General features: G+C 68.4%; 18 protein-coding genes. 10 read left to right on the plus strand and 8 right to left on the minus strand.

Translation table 11 applies throughout. The features are described from left to right. Positions 1 to 9: 9 nt before the first annotated feature. Complete coding sequence (locus tag C1922_RS02605) at positions 10 to 2,961, plus strand: EAL domain-containing protein (protein WP_234413453.1); 2,952 nt, start codon at positions 10 to 12, stop codon at positions 2,959 to 2,961. A gap of 37 nt (positions 2,962 to 2,998) precedes the next feature. Here the strand turns inward: C1922_RS02605 and C1922_RS02610 are convergent, their stop codons facing one another. Beyond that, positions 2,999 to 3,880, minus strand: a complete 882-nt coding sequence (locus tag C1922_RS02610) for a LysR family transcriptional regulator (RefSeq protein ID WP_108748364.1) — start codon at positions 3,878 to 3,880, stop codon at positions 2,999 to 3,001. A 96-nt stretch (positions 3,881 to 3,976) separates the two neighbouring features. Here C1922_RS02610 and C1922_RS02615 point away from each other — a divergent pair, with 96 nt between their 5' ends. The 4 genes from C1922_RS02615 (at position 3,977) to C1922_RS02630 (ending at position 7,640) form a co-directional block, all read left to right on the plus strand. Then, on the plus strand, positions 3,977 to 4,387 hold the full coding sequence (locus C1922_RS02615) for a DoxX family protein (RefSeq protein ID WP_108748365.1): 411 nt from the start codon (positions 3,977 to 3,979) through the stop codon (positions 4,385 to 4,387). Between the two features lie 31 nt (positions 4,388 to 4,418). Next, complete coding sequence (locus C1922_RS02620) at positions 4,419 to 5,228, plus strand: class III extradiol ring-cleavage dioxygenase (protein ID WP_108748366.1); 810 nt, start codon at positions 4,419 to 4,421, stop codon at positions 5,226 to 5,228. Next, positions 5,225 to 5,881 carry a phospholipase gene (locus C1922_RS02625; protein ID WP_108748367.1) on the plus strand — a complete coding sequence of 219 codons (657 nt, stop codon included), beginning with the start codon at positions 5,225 to 5,227 and terminating at the stop codon, positions 5,879 to 5,881. The genes C1922_RS02620 and C1922_RS02625 overlap by 4 nt, the downstream gene beginning before the upstream one ends. 109 nt (positions 5,882 to 5,990) lie before the next feature. Further along, positions 5,991 to 7,640, plus strand: a complete 1,650-nt coding sequence (locus C1922_RS02630) for a Na+/H+ antiporter (RefSeq protein WP_108748368.1) — start codon at positions 5,991 to 5,993, stop codon at positions 7,638 to 7,640. Between the two features lie 94 nt (positions 7,641 to 7,734). Here C1922_RS02630 and C1922_RS02635 read toward each other — a convergent pair whose 3' ends face one another. Continuing rightward, a complete protein-coding gene (locus C1922_RS02635; RefSeq protein WP_108751456.1) occupies positions 7,735 to 7,983 on the minus strand; it encodes a DUF3297 family protein in 249 nt (82 codons plus the stop codon). A gap of 90 nt (positions 7,984 to 8,073) precedes the next feature. Here C1922_RS02635 and C1922_RS02640 point away from each other — a divergent pair, with 90 nt between their 5' ends. Further along, positions 8,074 to 8,616, plus strand: a complete 543-nt coding sequence (locus tag C1922_RS02640) for a hypothetical protein (RefSeq protein WP_108748369.1) — start codon at positions 8,074 to 8,076, stop codon at positions 8,614 to 8,616. Positions 8,617 to 8,717: 101 nt separating this feature from the next. Here C1922_RS02640 and C1922_RS02645 read toward each other — a convergent pair whose 3' ends face one another. The 5 genes from C1922_RS02645 to msrB form a co-directional block, all read right to left on the minus strand. Then, entirely contained in the window at positions 8,718 to 8,993 is a 276-nt protein-coding gene (locus C1922_RS02645; RefSeq protein WP_108748370.1) for a DUF4031 domain-containing protein, read from the minus strand. 13 nt (positions 8,994 to 9,006) lie between these two features. Then, positions 9,007 to 9,504, minus strand: coding sequence for a hypothetical protein (locus C1922_RS02650; protein ID WP_108748371.1), 498 nt, complete (start codon positions 9,502 to 9,504; stop codon positions 9,007 to 9,009). A gap of 99 nt (positions 9,505 to 9,603) precedes the next feature. After that, positions 9,604 to 10,542 carry a flagellar motor protein MotB gene (motB, locus tag C1922_RS02655; RefSeq protein WP_108748372.1) on the minus strand — a complete coding sequence of 313 codons (939 nt, stop codon included), beginning with the start codon at positions 10,540 to 10,542 and terminating at the stop codon, positions 9,604 to 9,606. A 3-nt stretch (positions 10,543 to 10,545) separates the two neighbouring features. Beyond that, the gene (gene motA, locus C1922_RS02660) at positions 10,546 to 11,400 is read right to left on the minus strand and encodes a flagellar motor stator protein MotA (protein WP_108748373.1); all 855 of its coding nucleotides are present in this window, start codon (positions 11,398 to 11,400) and stop codon (positions 10,546 to 10,548) included. 91 nt (positions 11,401 to 11,491) lie between these two features. Next, positions 11,492 to 11,959, minus strand: coding sequence for a peptide-methionine (R)-S-oxide reductase MsrB (gene msrB, locus C1922_RS02665; protein WP_108748374.1), 468 nt, complete (start codon positions 11,957 to 11,959; stop codon positions 11,492 to 11,494). A gap of 130 nt (positions 11,960 to 12,089) precedes the next feature. On the opposite strand from msrB, the gene C1922_RS02670 reads away from it, so the two are divergent. Next, a complete protein-coding gene (locus tag C1922_RS02670; RefSeq protein WP_108748375.1) occupies positions 12,090 to 12,464 on the plus strand; it encodes a classical arabinogalactan protein 4 in 375 nt (124 codons plus the stop codon). A 148-nt stretch (positions 12,465 to 12,612) separates the two neighbouring features. Continuing rightward, positions 12,613 to 12,771, plus strand: a complete 159-nt coding sequence (locus C1922_RS02675) for a lana protein (RefSeq protein ID WP_108748376.1) — start codon at positions 12,613 to 12,615, stop codon at positions 12,769 to 12,771. A 144-nt stretch (positions 12,772 to 12,915) separates the two neighbouring features. Here C1922_RS02675 and C1922_RS02680 read toward each other — a convergent pair whose 3' ends face one another. Beyond that, positions 12,916 to 13,395 (minus strand): winged helix-turn-helix transcriptional regulator, encoded by a 480-nt coding sequence (locus tag C1922_RS02680; RefSeq protein WP_108748377.1) that lies wholly within the window; start codon positions 13,393 to 13,395, stop codon positions 12,916 to 12,918. 149 nt (positions 13,396 to 13,544) lie between these two features. Here C1922_RS02680 and C1922_RS02685 point away from each other — a divergent pair, with 149 nt between their 5' ends. Beyond that, positions 13,545 to 14,849 (plus strand): D-amino acid dehydrogenase, encoded by a 1,305-nt coding sequence (locus C1922_RS02685; protein WP_108748378.1) that lies wholly within the window; start codon positions 13,545 to 13,547, stop codon positions 14,847 to 14,849. Beyond that, the gene (gene alr, locus C1922_RS02690; protein WP_108748379.1) at positions 14,828 to 15,898 is read left to right on the plus strand and encodes an alanine racemase; all 1,071 of its coding nucleotides are present in this window, start codon (positions 14,828 to 14,830) and stop codon (positions 15,896 to 15,898) included. The genes C1922_RS02685 and alr overlap by 22 nt, the downstream gene beginning before the upstream one ends. Positions 15,899 to 15,960: the final 62 nt, after the last annotated feature.

A 15,960-nucleotide genomic window follows, 5' to 3' on the forward strand; every position in this document is an offset into this window, starting at 1 on the left:
TACCGACCGATGCCCGCGCTGAAACGGGCGCTGGCCCGGCCGTTGCGTGCCATCACCTGGGGCGGCGTGGTGCTGGGCGTGCTGCTGGCCGTGGGCATGGCGGCCATGCTGGCCAACGACCACCAGCGCCGGCTGGAGGCCGCGCAGCGGCAGAGCCGGGCGCTGGCAGTGGGCAGCGAACGCCTGCTGGCGCTGGAACTGCGCAACCTGGAACGGGCGCTGGCCGGGATCGCCGGCGATGCCGCCGAACTGTTCAGCAACGTGCCGGCGCAGGCGCCGAAGCTGCTGGATGCGGCCATTGCCGGGGTACTGCAGCGGCACGCCGAACTGCACAGCATCGTGGTGGTCGATGCCTACGGGCGCGCGCTGACCGGCGGTGCCGACGAACTGAAACTGCCGCTGTGGGCCGACCCGCAGCGGCGCGGGCAGGGCAGCGCGCTGTACCTGGGGCCGCCGCAGCGGGCCGACGATGGAACCTGGGTGGTGCCACTGGCCCTGCCCATGGCCGACGACCGCTGGCTGCTGGCGCGGCTGCGCTGTGGCGAGCTGCAGCGCATCATCGGCGGCCTGGACGTGGGCCCCAACGGCATGGTGTCGATCACCGATGCCGACGGCTTCATGCTGGCGCGCGTGCCCGATCCGTATGGCACGGTGGGCCGCCGCTACACCCTGCCATACCGCAACCTGTTGGGGGGACCGGCGGTGGTGGAGCTGGGCAGCTTCCCCGGCGTGGTCGACCAGATTCCGCGCATGTCCACCATCAGCACGCTGGAACGCAGCCCGCTGGCGGTGCAGGTGGGGCTGGCCGACGCCGATGTGCTGGCCGCGTGGTGGCCTTACCTGCATGCGGCGGTGGCGATCCTGCTGACCTACGTGCTGGTGCTGCTGGGCCTGCTGTTCGCAATGCGCCGCAGCACCCGCAGCCAGCAGTGGATGGCGGCCGAACTGCGCACCGGCCATACCGAACTGCGCATGGCCCACCAGGTGGGCCGGGTCTGCACTTGGTACGTGGACGAAGACGCCGCGCTGCTGCACTGGTCGCCGCTGGCGCGCGAGATCTTCGGCGTGCAGACCGATGCCCTGCCGGTGGCGGAATTCTTCTGGCGCGTACACCGCGAAGATGCCGAACGGCTGCAGCACGCGTTCCATGAAGCGTTCGCGCGCGGCGCGGTGCTGGATGAAATGTTCCGCCTGGTGCTGCCCGGCGGCGATGTGCGCTGGGTGTCCGCGCGTGGGCAGCGGGTGGAACTGGCCGACAGCCAGCGGCGCATGATCGGTGCGTTGACCGACGTGAGCGAGCGCCACCTGGCGCAGGAGCAGATGAACCAGGTCGAGCGCCGGTTCCGTCTGCTGTTCGACCGCAACCCGGCGCCGTTCTGGGTGTTCGATCCCGATACGCTGCGCTTCCTGGAAGTAAACGAAGCGGCGGTGCTGCAGTACGGCTACACGCGCGAGGAATTCCTCGGCATGAGCATCCTGGACATCCGCCCGCGCGAAGGCTGGGAGGAAGTAAAGGGCGCCATTGCCCGCGCCCGCGTGGGCGAACTGCAGGATGCGGCCGTGCGCATGCACCGGCGCAAGGATGGCACCGTGTTCGAGGTGCGCGCGCACCTGTCCAGGCTGGATTTCGACGGCCAGCCCGCCTGCCTGGTGCTGGCCGAAGACGTGAGCGAGCGCCTGGCCTACGAGCGTGACCTGGCCTACCGCGCGCGGCACAACCCGGCCACCGGGCTGTTGAACGTGCGCGCCCTGAGCGAACAGCTGGACAGCCAGGATCGCGGCTACACCATCGCCTACGTGCAGCTGCGCGGCCTGCAGCTGGTGGCCGATACGCTGGGGCGTGACATCGGCGATGCCATCCTGCAGTCGATGGCCGCGCGCCTGGGTGGGCTGGGCGCGCGCTTCGGCACGCTGGCCTTCCAGCCAGCCGAAGACTTCGTGCTGGCCATCGCCCCGCAGCACAACACCCAGTCGGTGCTGGACGATCTGCTGCAGATCGTGTCGGCGCCGATGCGCGGCAAGGATTCGCTGCACCAGTTCGAGCCGCGCATCGGCGTGGCCGTGCGCGAGGAGGGCGATGCGCTGCGCGCCGAGCAGGTGGTGGGCATGGCCGCGCAGGCGGCACATGCGGGCCGCGTGGAAGGCAACGTGGTGGCTTGGTTCGATGCGGCCGTGTCGACCCGCCTGGCCGATCGCCTGCGCCTGGCCGGGCGCATCCATGCGGCCATCGACAACGAGTTCCAGCTGTATTTCCAGCCCATCCGCCATGCCAGCGATGGCAGCCCGGCGGCGCTGGAAGCGCTGCTGCGCTGGCCGCAACCGGACGGCAGCTTCATTCCGCCCAGCGAGTTCATCCAGCTGTGCGAAGACACCGGACTGATCCTGGCGCTGGGCCGCTGGGTGATCCGCGCCGCCGCACAGGCACAGCGCCAACTGATGGATGCCGGCTGGGGCGAGCTGCCGATCGCGGTGAATGTTTCGGCGGTGCAGTTCTTCAACAGCGACCTGGTGGCCGAATTCGCCCGCGCACAGGAAGATTTCGGCCTGGCCCGCGGCGCACTGCACGTGGAGCTGACCGAGAGCAGCCTGATGCGCAAGCCGGCGCAGGCCATGCAGACCATGCGCCGCCTGCACGAGCAGGGCATCTGTGTGTCGCTGGATGATTTCGGTACCGGCTATTCCAGCATGTCCTACCTGCAGCACCTGCCGCTGGACATCCTGAAGATCGATCGCAGCTTCGTGGCCGACGTGGAGACCAACCCGCGCAATGCCTCCATCTGCCGCGCGCTGCTGTCGCTGGGCCACAGCATGGGCCTGACCATCATTGCCGAAGGCGTGGAAACCCCGGGCCAGCTGGACTGGCTGGCCGCGCATGGCTGTGACCAGGTGCAGGGCTACCTGCTGGGGCGGCCGGCGCCGCTGGAAAGAATCATCCAGGCGCTGGACGAAGTGGTCGCCTGACCGTGGAAACCCGCCGGGCCATGCCCGGCGGAGGGCCTTACACCCCGGCGTCCACCAGGTAATCGATGAAACTGCGCACCTTCGGTGCCAGATGGCTGCGGCTGGTGTATACGGCGAAGATGCCGATCGGCGGCACTTCCCAGTCGGGCAGCACGCGCACCAGGCGGCCATCGGCCAGTGCCTGTTCCAGCAGGAAATCGGGCTGCAGGATCACGCCCAGGCCGGCGATGGCGGCTTCGCGCAGCACGTCGCCGTTGTTGGCCTGCAGGATGCTGTTCACCGCCACCCGAACTTCGCCGCCCGGCCCCTGCAGCGGCCACTGGTTGCCCGAGGCCCAGTAGCTGTAGCCCAGGCAGTCGTGCGCCACCAGATCCTGCGGCGTGGCTGGCGTGCCGCGCGCGGCCAGGTACGCCGGTGCCGCGCACAGGGTGATGCGGGCCTGGCCCAGGCGCCGGGCGATCAGCGTCGGGCTGGGTTCGCGGGTAATGCGCAGGGCCACGTCGTAGCCTTCTTCCACCATGTCCACCAGGCGGTCGGACAGGGCCAAGTCCAGTTCCACCTGCGGGTAGCGTTGCCGGTAGCCGGCCAGCAGCGGCCCCAGCCGGGCGATGCCCCAGCTGACCGGTGCGTTGATGCGCTGCGTGCCCGACGGTTCCAGCGCCTGCGCCCCGACACTGGCTTCCAGCGCGTCGAATTCGGCCAGCAGGCGCACGCACTGGGCGTAGTAGGCGGCGCCGGCGCTGGTCGGGCTGACCCGGCGGGTGGTGCGGTGGAGCAGCCGGGTGGACAGGCGCTTTTCCAGCGCGGCCACCTGCCGGGTGACCCCGGCGGTGGACACGCCCAGCGCTTCGGCGGCGGCGCTGAAGCCGTTGCGCTCGACCACGGCCACGAACACGCGCATGGCGTCCAGAGTGTCCATTGTTGCGCCTTCTGAAATAAATACGGTCGTTCCATCGTATTTATCGGCTGGTGGCTGCGCAATAACCTGTACGCACTCTCCCTGAGGTACGCCCCCATGAAAACCTCCGCCGCTGCCGTTTCGCCGCTGGCCCCGTATGCCGCCACCGTGCTGCGCGTGGCCCTGGGCGGCCTGTTCCTGGTGCACGCGCTGACCAAGCTGCTGGTGTTCACCCCCGCCGGTACCGCCGCGTTCTTTGCATCGCTGGGCCTGCCGGGCGCGCTGGGCTACCTGACCATCGTGGTCGAGCTGGCCATCGCGGCGGCCCTGCTGCTGGGCGTGTACGCGCGCTGGGTGGGCCTGCTGGGCGTTCCGCTACTGCTGGGCACAATCGTGACCGTGCATGGCGCCAACGGTTTCGGCTTCGCCAACGCCGGCGGTGGCTGGGAATACCCGGCGTTCTGGGCGCTGGCGCTGGTGGTGCTGTTCCTGCTGGGCGATGGCCGCTGGACCCTGCGTTCGCGCTGATTGCCGCTTCCCCCCGTATCTGGAGAACCCCATGTCCCGCCTGCCTTCGCTGTACATCTCCCACGGCTCGCCGATGACCGCCCTGCACCCAGGGCAGGTGGGCGTGCGGCTGGCCGAACTGGCCCGTGACCTGCCGACTCCGCGTGCCATCGTGATGGCATCGGCACACTGGCTGGCGCGCCAACCGCTGGTTGGCGCGCATCCGCAGCCGCCCACCATCCACGATTTCGGCGGCTTCCCGCGCGCGCTGTTCGAGCTGCAGTACCCGGCGCCGGGCGACCCTGCGCTGGCCGAAGAAGTGGCCGGGCGCATCGCCGCGGCCGGCCTGCCGGCGGCGCTGGATGCGCAGCGCGGGCTGGACCATGGCGCCTGGGTGCCGCTGCGGCTGCTGCGCCCGCAGGCCGATATTCCGGTGGTGCCGCTGTCGATCCAGCCGATGCTGGGGCCGCAGCACCAGTTCGCGCTGGGCCGTGCGTTGGCGCCGCTGCGTGAGCAGGGCGTGCTGCTGGTCGGCTCGGGCAGCATCACCCACAACCTGCATGACTGGCGCGATTACCAGGACGGCAAGGAAGCGCCCTACGTGCGCCCGTTCATTGAATGGGTGGAACAGCGCCTGGCCGCCAACGATCGCGATGCGCTGTTCGACTACCGCCGCCAGGCACCGTTTGCCGAGCGTGCGCACCCCACCGACGAGCATCTGCTGCCGTTGTACTTCGCCATGGGCGCGGCTGGCAGCGATGATTTCGGTGCCACCCGCATCGATGCGGGTATCGATGCGGGCATGCTGGCGATGGACCTGTACCGCTTCGACGGCGCCGCGCCCGTGCAGGAGGCCGCATGAACCCCGTGCTGACGCCCGTGCTGGAGCGGCCGGCGCAGGGCAGGGCGCAGGGCCTGGTGGTGCTGCTGCACGGCGTGGGCAGCAACGAGCAGTCGCTGGCCGCGCTGGCCAGCACGCTCGATCCGCGCCTGCACGTGCTGCTGCCGCGCGCACCGCTGGTGTTCGGGCCGCAGGCGTTCGGCTGGTTCACCGTGCGCTTCGGCGCGCAGGGGCCGCTGATCGATCCAGCCCAGGCCGAAGCGTCGCGGGTGCTGCTGCGCGACTGGTTGGCCGTGCAGCAGCAGCGGCTGGGGCTGGAAGCGCGGCAGACCGTCCTGGCCGGCTTCAGCCAGGGCGGCATCATGAGCGGCAGCGTGGCGCTGACCGCGCCAGAGCGGGTGAAGTCCTTCGCGATCCTGTGCGGGCGCATCCTGCCAGAGATCGCGCCGCTGATTCCGGGCGATGTGGCCGGCGCCGGGCTGGACGGCTTGGTGGTGCACGGGCGGCAGGATGACAAGCTGCCGTTCGCGTTGGCACAGGCGGCCTCGCAGCGCCTGCACGGGCTGGGCGTGGTCCACCGGCTGCGCGATCACCCGGTGGGGCATAGCTTGTCCGCGGACATGCAGCAGGACACCCGGGACTGGATCGCGGCGCGTTTGCTGTCGCCGCCCTGACGCGCATTCATGCGGGCGGCCGCAGCGGCCGCCAGCTGTGCTAAGTTTTTTTCCTGTCTCCGGCGCACACCGGTTTTTCCGGCCCCACGCGCCGCTTCCCGGAAGAAGCATGCACACCATCGAAGTCGTCCTGGCGATGCTGGTGGCCGTTGTCGCCAGCGGTTACCTGGTTCGCGTCCTGCCCTTTTCACTGCCGCTGCCGCTGGTGCAGATCGGCCTGGGCGCGGTCATTGCCGGGGTGTTCAACCGCGGCCATGCGTTGGAACCGGAAGTGTTCTTCCTGCTGTTCCTGCCGCCGCTGCTGTTCCTCGATGGCTGGCGCATTCCCAAACAAGGCCTGTTCCGCGACAAGGGCGCGATCCTGGAACTGGCCTTCGGCCTGGTGGTGTTCACCGTTATCGGCGCCGGGCTGCTGATCCACTGGATGATTCCGGTGATGCCGCTGGCGGTGTGCTTCGCGCTGGCGGCCATCGTCTCGCCCACCGATCCGGTGGCGGTGGGCGCGATCGCTTCGAAGGCGCCCATTCCCAAACGGTTGATGCATATCCTGGAAGGCGAATCGCTGTTGAACGATGCCTCCGGTCTGGTCTGCTTCCGCTTCGCGGTGGCCGCGGTGATGACCGGATCGTTCTCGCTGGCCACCGCCTCGCTCACCTTCCTGTGGGTGGCCGTTGCCGGCCTGGCGGTGGGCGTGGCGGTCACCCTGGGCGTGTCCACCTTCCAGCGCTGGCTGTGGCGCCGCTTCGGCGAAGAGCCCGGCGCGGCCATGCTGGTGAACCTGCTGATTCCGTTCGCGGCCTATCTGCTGGCCGAAGAGATCCATGCTTCGGGCATCCTCGCGGCCGTGGCCGCCGGTATTGCCATGAGTTACGTGGAGCTGACCGGCCGCGTGTCCGGCAGCATGCGCGTGCAGCGTGCCGGGGTCTGGAACATGCTGCAGTTCAGCTTCAACGGCATCATGTTCGTGCTGCTGGGCGAGCAGTTGCCGGGCATCGTCGAGCGCGCGACCACCACCATGAACGAGACCGGCCACCAGAGTGCCTGGTGGCTGCTGGTGTACGTGGTGGTGATCAACGCGATGTTGATCGCACTGCGCCTGCTGTGGGTCTGGCTGTCGCTGCGCTGGAACCTGCTGCGCGCGCGCCGCCGTGGCCTGCAGCATGGCGAAGCACCGAACTGGCGCATCGTGGTGGCCACCTCGGTGGCCGGCGTGCGCGGCGCCATCACCCTGGCCGGCGTGCTGACCCTGCCGCTGTTCCTGCCCGATGGCAGCCCGTTCCCGGCGCGCGACCTGGTCATCTTCCTGGCCGCGGCGGTCATCCTGTTCTCGCTGGTGGGCGCCAGTGTGGCCTTGCCGCAGCTGCTGAAGGGCCTGCAGCTGCCGGCCGATTCGGGCGAGCGCAAGGAAGAGGACCTGGCCCGCAAGCTGTCTTCCAAGGCCGCACTGGCCGGGGTGGAGCGCATGCGCCAGCAGCTGGTGATGAACCAGAGCACCGACAACGTGCAGCTGTTCAATGACGCAGCCTCACGGGTCAGCCTGCTGTACCAGCGGCACCTGGAAAAGGACAACGAAGGCCCCGACGTGGACCCGGACAAGGTGAAGCGGATGGAGCAGGGCTACCGCCAGCTGCGCAGCGCGGGGCTGAATGCCGAACGCGAGGAGCTGTTCCGGCTGACCCGGCGCGGGGTGATTTCCGATGAGATCTCGCGGCGCCTGATCCGCAACCTGGACCTGCTGGAATCGCGCCAGCGCGGTTGATCCTGAAATGTAGAGTCGAGCCATGCTCGACTGCTCTTGCTATACCGATGCGGCAGAAGAGCAGTCGAGCACGGCTCGACTCTACAGAAGGCGGTTATTCCGGCTTCTGTTCCAGGAAGTACACCTCGACCTTGCCCTTGACCTTGATGGTCATCGGGTTGCCGCGGCGGTCGCGCGCCTTGCCGGCCTGCACGCGGATCCAGCCTTCGCTGACCGAGTATTCCTCGACGTTGTCACGCTCGACATCGTTGAAGCGCACGCCCACGCCGCGCTCCAGCGCCTGCGCATCGTGGAAGGGGCTGGCCGGATTGATGGCCAGGTGGTCGGGAGGGGTATCGCTCATCGCATCATTCACAGTGACGGCCACCACGGCCGGCTTCAGCGGCACAGGATAAACCGTAGAATGCCGGCCTGCCCCACAGGAATGCCCGCCATGCCCGACAACAGCGACTATTTCGACTTCGAGGAAGACGCCCACGATTTCGACGAGGACGACTTCGAGGCCCGCATCTGGAACCTGCTGGTACTGATCAACCCCGGCGATGATGAGCTGGCCCTGCAGCAGTTCAACCGCTGGCGCGAGATGCTGGCCGAGGCCGGCGAGCCGCTGGAGGCCGACGCGGACTGGCTGCCCGCGCTGTTCACCGCCATTGCCTGGCAGTCCGGGTTCGAGGTGGAGCGCGATGATCTGGAATCGCTGCAGTCGGCGGTGAACGAGCTGTCGGCGCGCTTCAACCTGCAGCTGGACTGGGGCGGCGACCTGGACGACGAGGACTTCGCCGAAGACCTGGACGGGGTGCAGCTGATGTCCACCGCCTTCGACCGCCTGCGCGAGCACAACTACACGCTGTGGAGCGTGGATGCCGGCAGCGGCGGCTTCACTGGCTGGATGGCGCTGACCCGCGACGACGATGCGCTGCTGGCGTTGTGTTCGTTGCTGAACGTGGAAGTGCGGCTGGGCAGCGACCCGTTCTGAGGCGGGTAGGTGGGTGCATTGCGCCTGATGTGCGGACCAAGGTCCGCACCTACCAAAGCAAGAGGTGCGGACCAAGGTCCGCACCTACCACCGGGCGCGGCCTACGGCCGGTATTGCGCGCGGGCGTTGGCGATCACGGCTTTGACGAGGGCGCGGTCGCTGTGCCGGGAAATGGCTAGGGCGCCGAGGGCGATCGCCTGCGCGCGCAGTTCGGCGTTGACGTCGTAGTGCGCGCCGCTGGCCTTGTTCTGGAAGGCCCGCGGTGGAATGCCGAGCTGCGCCGCCATGGCGTGCAGCTCGGCCAGGGTGTCGGCCATCAGGTGCGCCCAGCGCTGTCCGCGCCAGGCATGCACCGCGTCATCGACGTAGACCGCCACCGCCGCGGCCGGCTCAGGCCTGCGGCTTGCCGTCGGTGTCGGCGTCAGCGGCCACCGGGGCCTCGGCGTCGGCAGCGGCTTCTTCGGCCACCACCGGTTCAGCGCCGGCGTCTGCGCCTTCTTCGGCTTCCACGCCTTCGAACTCGGACACCAGCTTGTCCAGGTACTCATCGGCGGTCTGGCCGGCTTCGGCGGCCAGGGTGTCCAGCAGCTTCTGCATCAGTTCGGAATATTCCAGGTTGACCTTGCGGCCTTCCTTTTCCTGCACGTTGGACAGGTGCTTGAGCATGGCCAGCATCGGCACCGGGTTATCGGCGTTGCCCATGGTCTGGCCGCCGATGGCCAGCAGCCACTCGCGGCCCTGCAGGCCGATGGCGGCGACCGGCTGGCCGTCTTCGTTGGTCAGCACGGCATGGTTCTGCACCTGCTGCTGGGCGTTCAGGCGCAGGAACGGACGCTTGGCCTGCTGCTTCTTGCGCTTGTCGCGCTTGGCCTTGGAGTTCTGGGACATGGGTGGGGTCACCTGGAAAAGGAAAGACCGTCATTGTACTGCCCTTGGTAGGTGCGGACCTTGGTCCGCACGCGTTCCAACCAAGGGATCCGACCCCTGCTAAGGCGCTTCGCCCTGCGCAGCCTGCACGTCCGGGTCGACCGTAGTGGCCGACAGCCCCACCTGCGGGCCGGCACCGGCCAGCGCGGCCTCTTCGGCGGCGTGGGTCATCACCACGATGCTGATGCGGCGGTTGATCGGGTTCTGCGGGTCCACCTTGTCGAACAGCACCGACGACGACAGGCCGACCACGCGGGTGATCTTGCTGTCTTCCAGGCCACCATCCACCAGCGCACGACGCGCGGCGTTGGCGCGGTCGGCGCTCAGTTCCCAGTTGCCATAGCCGCGCGCGGCCGAATACGCGGTGATATCGGTGTGGCCGGTCAGGCTGATCCGGTTCGGCACGTGGTTCAGGTACTCGGCCAGCTCGTGCAGGATCTGCTGCGTGTACGGCTTCAGCGACGCACTGCCCAGATCGAACATCGGCCGGTTCTGCTTGTCCACGATCTGGATGCGCAGGCCTTCCGGGGTCAGGTCCAGCAGCAGCTGGTCCTTGAACGGTTCCAGCGCCTGGCTGCGGCTGATCGCTTCCTGCAGCTCCTTCATCAGCGCTTCCAGCTGCTGCTTGTCGCGCTGCTGCTGGTCCACCGGCTGCTGCATGGCCTGCTTCTGGTTCTGGAAGGGGTCGTTGCTGTTGCCGCGGGACAGATCGGTGGCGCCGCCCAGCTTGATCATCGAAGTACTGGCGCCGCCCGGGCCGGCCATGCCCGGTGCCGGCGTGGGGCTCTGCCCGGCCAGCGGGCTGGGGTTGCGGAAGTATTCGGAAATGGCCGCGCGTTCGGGCTTGCTGGTGCTGGCCATCAGCCACAGCACCAGGAAGAAGGCCATCATCGCGGTCACGAAGTCCGCATAGGCCACCTTCCACGAGCCGCCATGGTGGCCGCCGTGGCCGGCCTTCTTGACCTTGCGGACGATGACGGTGGGCTTGGTCTCGGCCATGGCTTACTTGACCGTCTTCAGGTGCTGCTCGAAATCGGAGAACGCCGGGCGCACGTTCGACGGCAGCGTCTTGCGGGCGAATTCCAGCGCGATCTTCGGGTTGTAGCCGCGCAGGCAGGCCAGCAGCGCGGTCTTCACCGATTCGTAGATGCGGCTGTCCTGTTCCGCGCGGGCTTCCATGGCCGAGGCCATCGGGCCGACGAAGCCATAGCCCAGCAGGATGCCCAGGAAGGTGCCGACCAGCGCGCCGGCCACGTGGCCGCCGACTTCAACGATGTCGCCGCCGATCGAGCCCATGGTGATGACGATGCCCAGCACCGCCGCCACGATGCCGAAGCCGGGCAGGCCGTCGGCCACCTTGTTCATCACCTGCGAAGGCGCCATGGCTTCGGCGTGGTGCTTTTCCAGCTCCAGCTCCAGCAGCGGTTCCAGTTCGTGCGGCTCGATGTTGCTGCCGATCATCAGGCGCAGGCAGTCGGTGATGAAGTCGACCAGGTGGTGGTCGGCCTGCACCTTGGGATAGTTGGCGAACAGGGCGCTTTCAGCGGGGCGTTCGACGTGGTCTTCCAGCGCCATGAAGCCTTCGCGGCGGGCTTTGTTCAGCAGTTCATAGAGCAGGCTGAGGACATCGATGTAGTCCTGCTGCTTGTAGCGCGGGCCCTTGAACACGGCCACCATGGCCTGCAGGGTCTGCTTGACCGTCTTGGCCGGGGTGCCGACCAGGAAGGCGCCCAGGGCGGCGCCGCCGATGATGACCAGTTCGTAGGGCTGCCAGAGGGCACCCAGGCGGCCGTGGGCACCGAGGTAGCCGCCGAGCACGCTGATGATGACGACCAGGAATCCAACGATGATGAGCATGGCGTGACGCAAGGAGGGGGGATATCTCCTTGTCGGCGCGCCACCGGGATTTCTGAAGAGCGAATTGTGTGAAGTCGGTCGGCGGGGGGGGTCAGTCCGCCGTGCCGGTCTCGGCGCCGCCGCGCTGCAGCGGATTGGGCCACGGCTCGCCCTGGCCGGTGAAGGAAAGTGAGACCGAATTCAGGCAGTGGCGCTCGAAGGTGGGCGGCGGGCCGTCCGGGAAGACGTGGCCCAGGTGGCTGCCACAACGGGCGCAGGTGATCTCGGTACGCACCATGCCGTGGCTGGTGTCGCGGATTTCGCGCACGTGCGCCGGGTCGTAGGGCGCGAAGAAGCTGGGCCAGCCGGTGCCCGAATCGAACTTGGTGCTGGACCGGAACAGCGGCAGCGCGCACAGGCGGCAGCAGTAGACGCCGTCGCGCTTGTTGTCCAGGAACACGCCGCAGAACGGCGCTTCGGTACCGTGCTGCAGCAGCACGCGGCGCTCTTCGGCGCTCAGGCCGGCAACCAGCGCATCGGTCTGGGCGGCGGTGGGGGGCGTGAGGTCGAACGCGCTCATGCGGCTCTCCGGGGCGGTGGGATGCTGGCTGAAGTGGGGGTGGCGGGGCGGCGTTGCAAGTGTGATGGCCATTCATGGGCGGCACACGGGGCCGGGTGCATGGTGGGGGCAATCCACGCTGGAGCGTGCCATGAAACGCCCCCTTGTCCTGCTGCTGTCGGCGCTGCTGCTTCTGGTGGCACAGGCACAGGTTCCCACCGGCAACCCGACCGGCACCCGCAGCAGCACCACGGTGGCGCCGCCGCCAGTGGCACCGCCGGTGCAGCCGGCACGCCCGCAACCGCAACCGCTGCCTTCGCCGCAGCCCCGGCAGCCGATCAAGGCCACCGGCCCGGCGCCGATCACCGCCACGCCTGCACCGGCATTGCCGGACAAGGTCTACGACCGCAACGGTCGCATCGTGCCGGGAGTGAAGCCGGTCGGCCCCAACCGCGTGTTTGATTCGCGCACCGGGCGCTATTACGACAGCGTGCCGCAGGGCACCGGGCAGCAGATAAAGCCTTGATGGGCGGCGCCGGCCTGGTGGGCTGAACCCAGCAAAACGCGTGCGTGCCGATCACTGTTTTTTCGCCTGCGATTAACCGCTGCGGGACCACCGTGGCGCTGCGCCGGCATGGTGTCGGCGCATCTCCTTCGTCCCATGGATCGCGATCATGAAGAACCAGCAGAACCGTCCGTCCGGCAAGGAACCGCAGGGCCGCAACCCGCAGCAGCAGCAACAGCAGCAGATGGACCCGCAGCAGGCGCACAAGGGCGGCAAGCAGCAGGACCACCGCCAGCAGGGCGGCATGAAGCACCCGCAGCAGCGGTGAACGGTCAGAGGTCAGAGCCCGCCATGCGGGATCTGACCCCACACTCAACCAGGGGTCGGATCCCGCGCAGCGGGCTCTGACCCCCACATTCCCGGCAGGGGTCGGATCCCGCGCAGCGGGCTCTGACCCCACCCCCGGCACCGCTCAATCCGCAATCGGCAGCGCCCAGGTTTCTTTCACTTCTTCCATCACGATGTAGCTCTTGGACTCGCGCACATGCGGCAGGGTCAGCAGGGTGCTGCCCAGCAGCTTGCGGTAGCTGGCCATTTCGCTGATGCGCGCCTTCAGCAGGTAGTCGAAGTCGCCCGACACCAGATGGCATTCCAGTACGTTGGGCAGCTTCAGCGCGGCGCGGCGGAATTCTTCGAAGATGTCGCCCGATTTGTAGGCCAGGCTGATTTCCACGAACACCAGCAGGCTGGCCTTCAGCGCGGTGGGGTCCAGGTGGGCGTGGTAGCCGGTGATCACGCCCTCGCGTTCCAGCCGGCGCACGCGCTCGGTGCAGGGCGTGGTGGACAGGCCCACCCGTTCGCCCAGTTCGGTGAAGGAGATGCGGCCTTCGGCCTGCAGGATGCGCAGGATCTTGCGGTCGATCTTGTCCAGTTCGCGGGAGCGGGTGGCCATGGCCGTCAACCTCGGGGAATGAATCGCAGGGAAACTGCCTGACTGTAGTCCTAAAAACAGGCAAATGCTCTAGGAATGCGCGCCTATACTTCCCCAATTGTAGTCCCGGCGTGCTCAAACGCAGGGAATGATCGGGTTGGAGAGTCCCCATGCGAGTCCTCGTTCTTGGCAGCGGCGTGATCGGCACCACCAGTGCCTGGTACCTGCGGCAGGCCGGCTTTGAAGTCACGGTCATCGACCGCCAGCCGGGCCCCGCGCTGGAAACCAGTTTCGCCAACGCCGGCCAGCTCTCGTTCGGCTACACCTCGCCGTGGGCCGCCCCGGGCGTGCCGAAGAAGGCGATCGGTTGGCTGTTCGAAAAGCATGCGCCGCTGGCCATCAAGCCTGGCATGGACCTGGCCCAGTACCGCTGGCTGTGGCAGATGCTGCGCAACTGCACCCAGGAACGCTATGCCATCAACAAGGCGCGCATGGTGCGCATGTCCGAATACAGCCGCGACTGCCTGAACGAGCTGCGCGCGCAGATCGGCATCGAGTTCGAAGGCCGCGACCTGGGCACCACCCAGCTGTTCCGCACCCAGCAGCAGCTGGACGCCTCGGCGCAGGACATCGAGATCCTGGCCCAGTACGGCGTGCCCTACGAAGTGCTGGACCGCGCCGGTATCATCCAGGCCGAACCCGCGCTGGCCCATGTGGACGGCCTGGTGGGTGCGCTGCGCCTGCCGCGCGACCAGACCGGTGACTGCCAGCTGTTCACCCGTCGCCTGGCCCAGCTTGCGGCCGACGCCGGCGTGGAATTCCGCTACGACCAGGACATCACCGGCCTGCACGTCGAGGGCGAGCGGGTGACCGGCGTGCGCATCGGCAACCGCGTGGAGACCGCCGACCGGGTGGTGGTGGCGCTGGGCAGCCACTCGCCGGCCATGGTGGCGCCGCTGGGCATGCGCCTGCCGGTGTACCCGCTGAAGGGCTATTCGCTGACCCTGCCGATCACCGACCCGGCGATGGCGCCGACCTCGACCATCCTGGACGAGAGCTACAAGGTGGCCGTCACCCGTTTCGACAACCGCATCCGCGTGGGCGGCATGGCCGAAGTGGCCGGGTTCGATCTGTCGCTGTCGCAGCGCCGCCGCGAAACCCTGGAACTGGTGGTGCGCGACCTGTACCCGAAGGGCGGCGACCTGGCCAAGGCGCAGTTCTGGACCGGCCTGCGCCCGGCCACTCCGGACGGCACGCCGGTGATCGGCGCCACCCCGCTGCGCAACCTGTATCTGAACACCGGCCACGGCACTCTGGGCTGGACCATGGCTTGTGGTTCGGGCCGCTATCTGGCCGACCTGATGAGCGCGCGCCAGCCGCAGATCAGCACCGAAGGCCTGGATATCTTCCGCTACGGCCAGTACGGCAACGCCCCCCAGCAGGAGAGCCGCGCATGCGTCCTGCCCGCGCGCTGATCGATCTGGGCGCGCTGCGCAGCAACTACCGCCTGGCCCGTGAACTGGGAGGCGGCAAGGCGCTGGCCGTGGTCAAGGCCGATGCCTACGGGCACGGCGCGGTGCGCTGCGCGCAGGCACTGGAAGGCGAGGCCGACGGCTTTGCGGTGGCCACCATCGAAGAAGCACTGGAGCTGCGCCAGGCCGGTATCGGCGCGCCGATCCTGCTGCTGGAAGGCATCTTCGAAGCCAGCGAACTGCCGCTGGTGGCCGAGCATGATCTGTGGTTCTCGGTGGGTTCGCCGTGGCAGGTGGAGGCGCTGGCCGCCTTCGACAGCCCGCGCCCGCTGACGGTCTGGCTGAAGCTGGACAGTGGCATGCACCGGCTGGGCCTGGACGTGGCCGGCTTCCGTGTCGCGCACGCGCGCCTGTCGGCGCTGCCGCAGGTCGAACGCATCGTGATGATGACCCACCTGGCGCGCGCCGATGAGCTGGACAGCGAGCGCACGCATGAGCAGGCCGCAACGTTCAAGGCGGCCACCGACGGCCTGGCCGGCGAGACCAGCGTATGCAATTCGCCGGCGCTGCTGGGCTGGCCCGATGTGCGCAGTGACTGGGTGCGCCCGGGCCTGATGCTGTACGGGGCCAACCCGTTGCCGGACGACAGCGCGCTGACCGCGCGCCTGCGCCCGGTGATGACCATGCAGTCGCAGGTGATTGCCGAGCGCTGGATCGAACCGGGCGAGCCGGTGGGGTATGGCGCCCGCTTCGTGGCCAAGGTCCGCACCCGCGTGGGCGTGGTGGCGTTGGGGTATGCCGATGGTTACCCGCAGTTCGCCCCGAATGGCACGCCGGTGCTGATCGATGGCCAGCCCGGTGGCCTGATCGGCCGTGTGTCGATGGACATGCTGACCGTGGACCTGACCGCCCACCCGCAGGCCGGCGTGGGCAGCGTGGTTGAACTGTGGGGCAGCGCACCCACCCTGGCCGAACTTGCCCCGCGCTGTGGCGTGAGTGCCTACCAGTTGCCGTGCGCGGTGAAGCGCGTGGCGCGGGTGTACCGGGATTAAGGGACGCCCGTTGGGCTCTGCGTGTCGACCAGGGTCGACACCTGCCGGTGCGTGCTGCACCG

It is taken from the genome of Stenotrophomonas sp. ZAC14D2_NAIMI4_7 (assembly GCF_003086675.1).
Lineage (GTDB): Bacteria > Pseudomonadota > Gammaproteobacteria > Xanthomonadales > Xanthomonadaceae > Stenotrophomonas.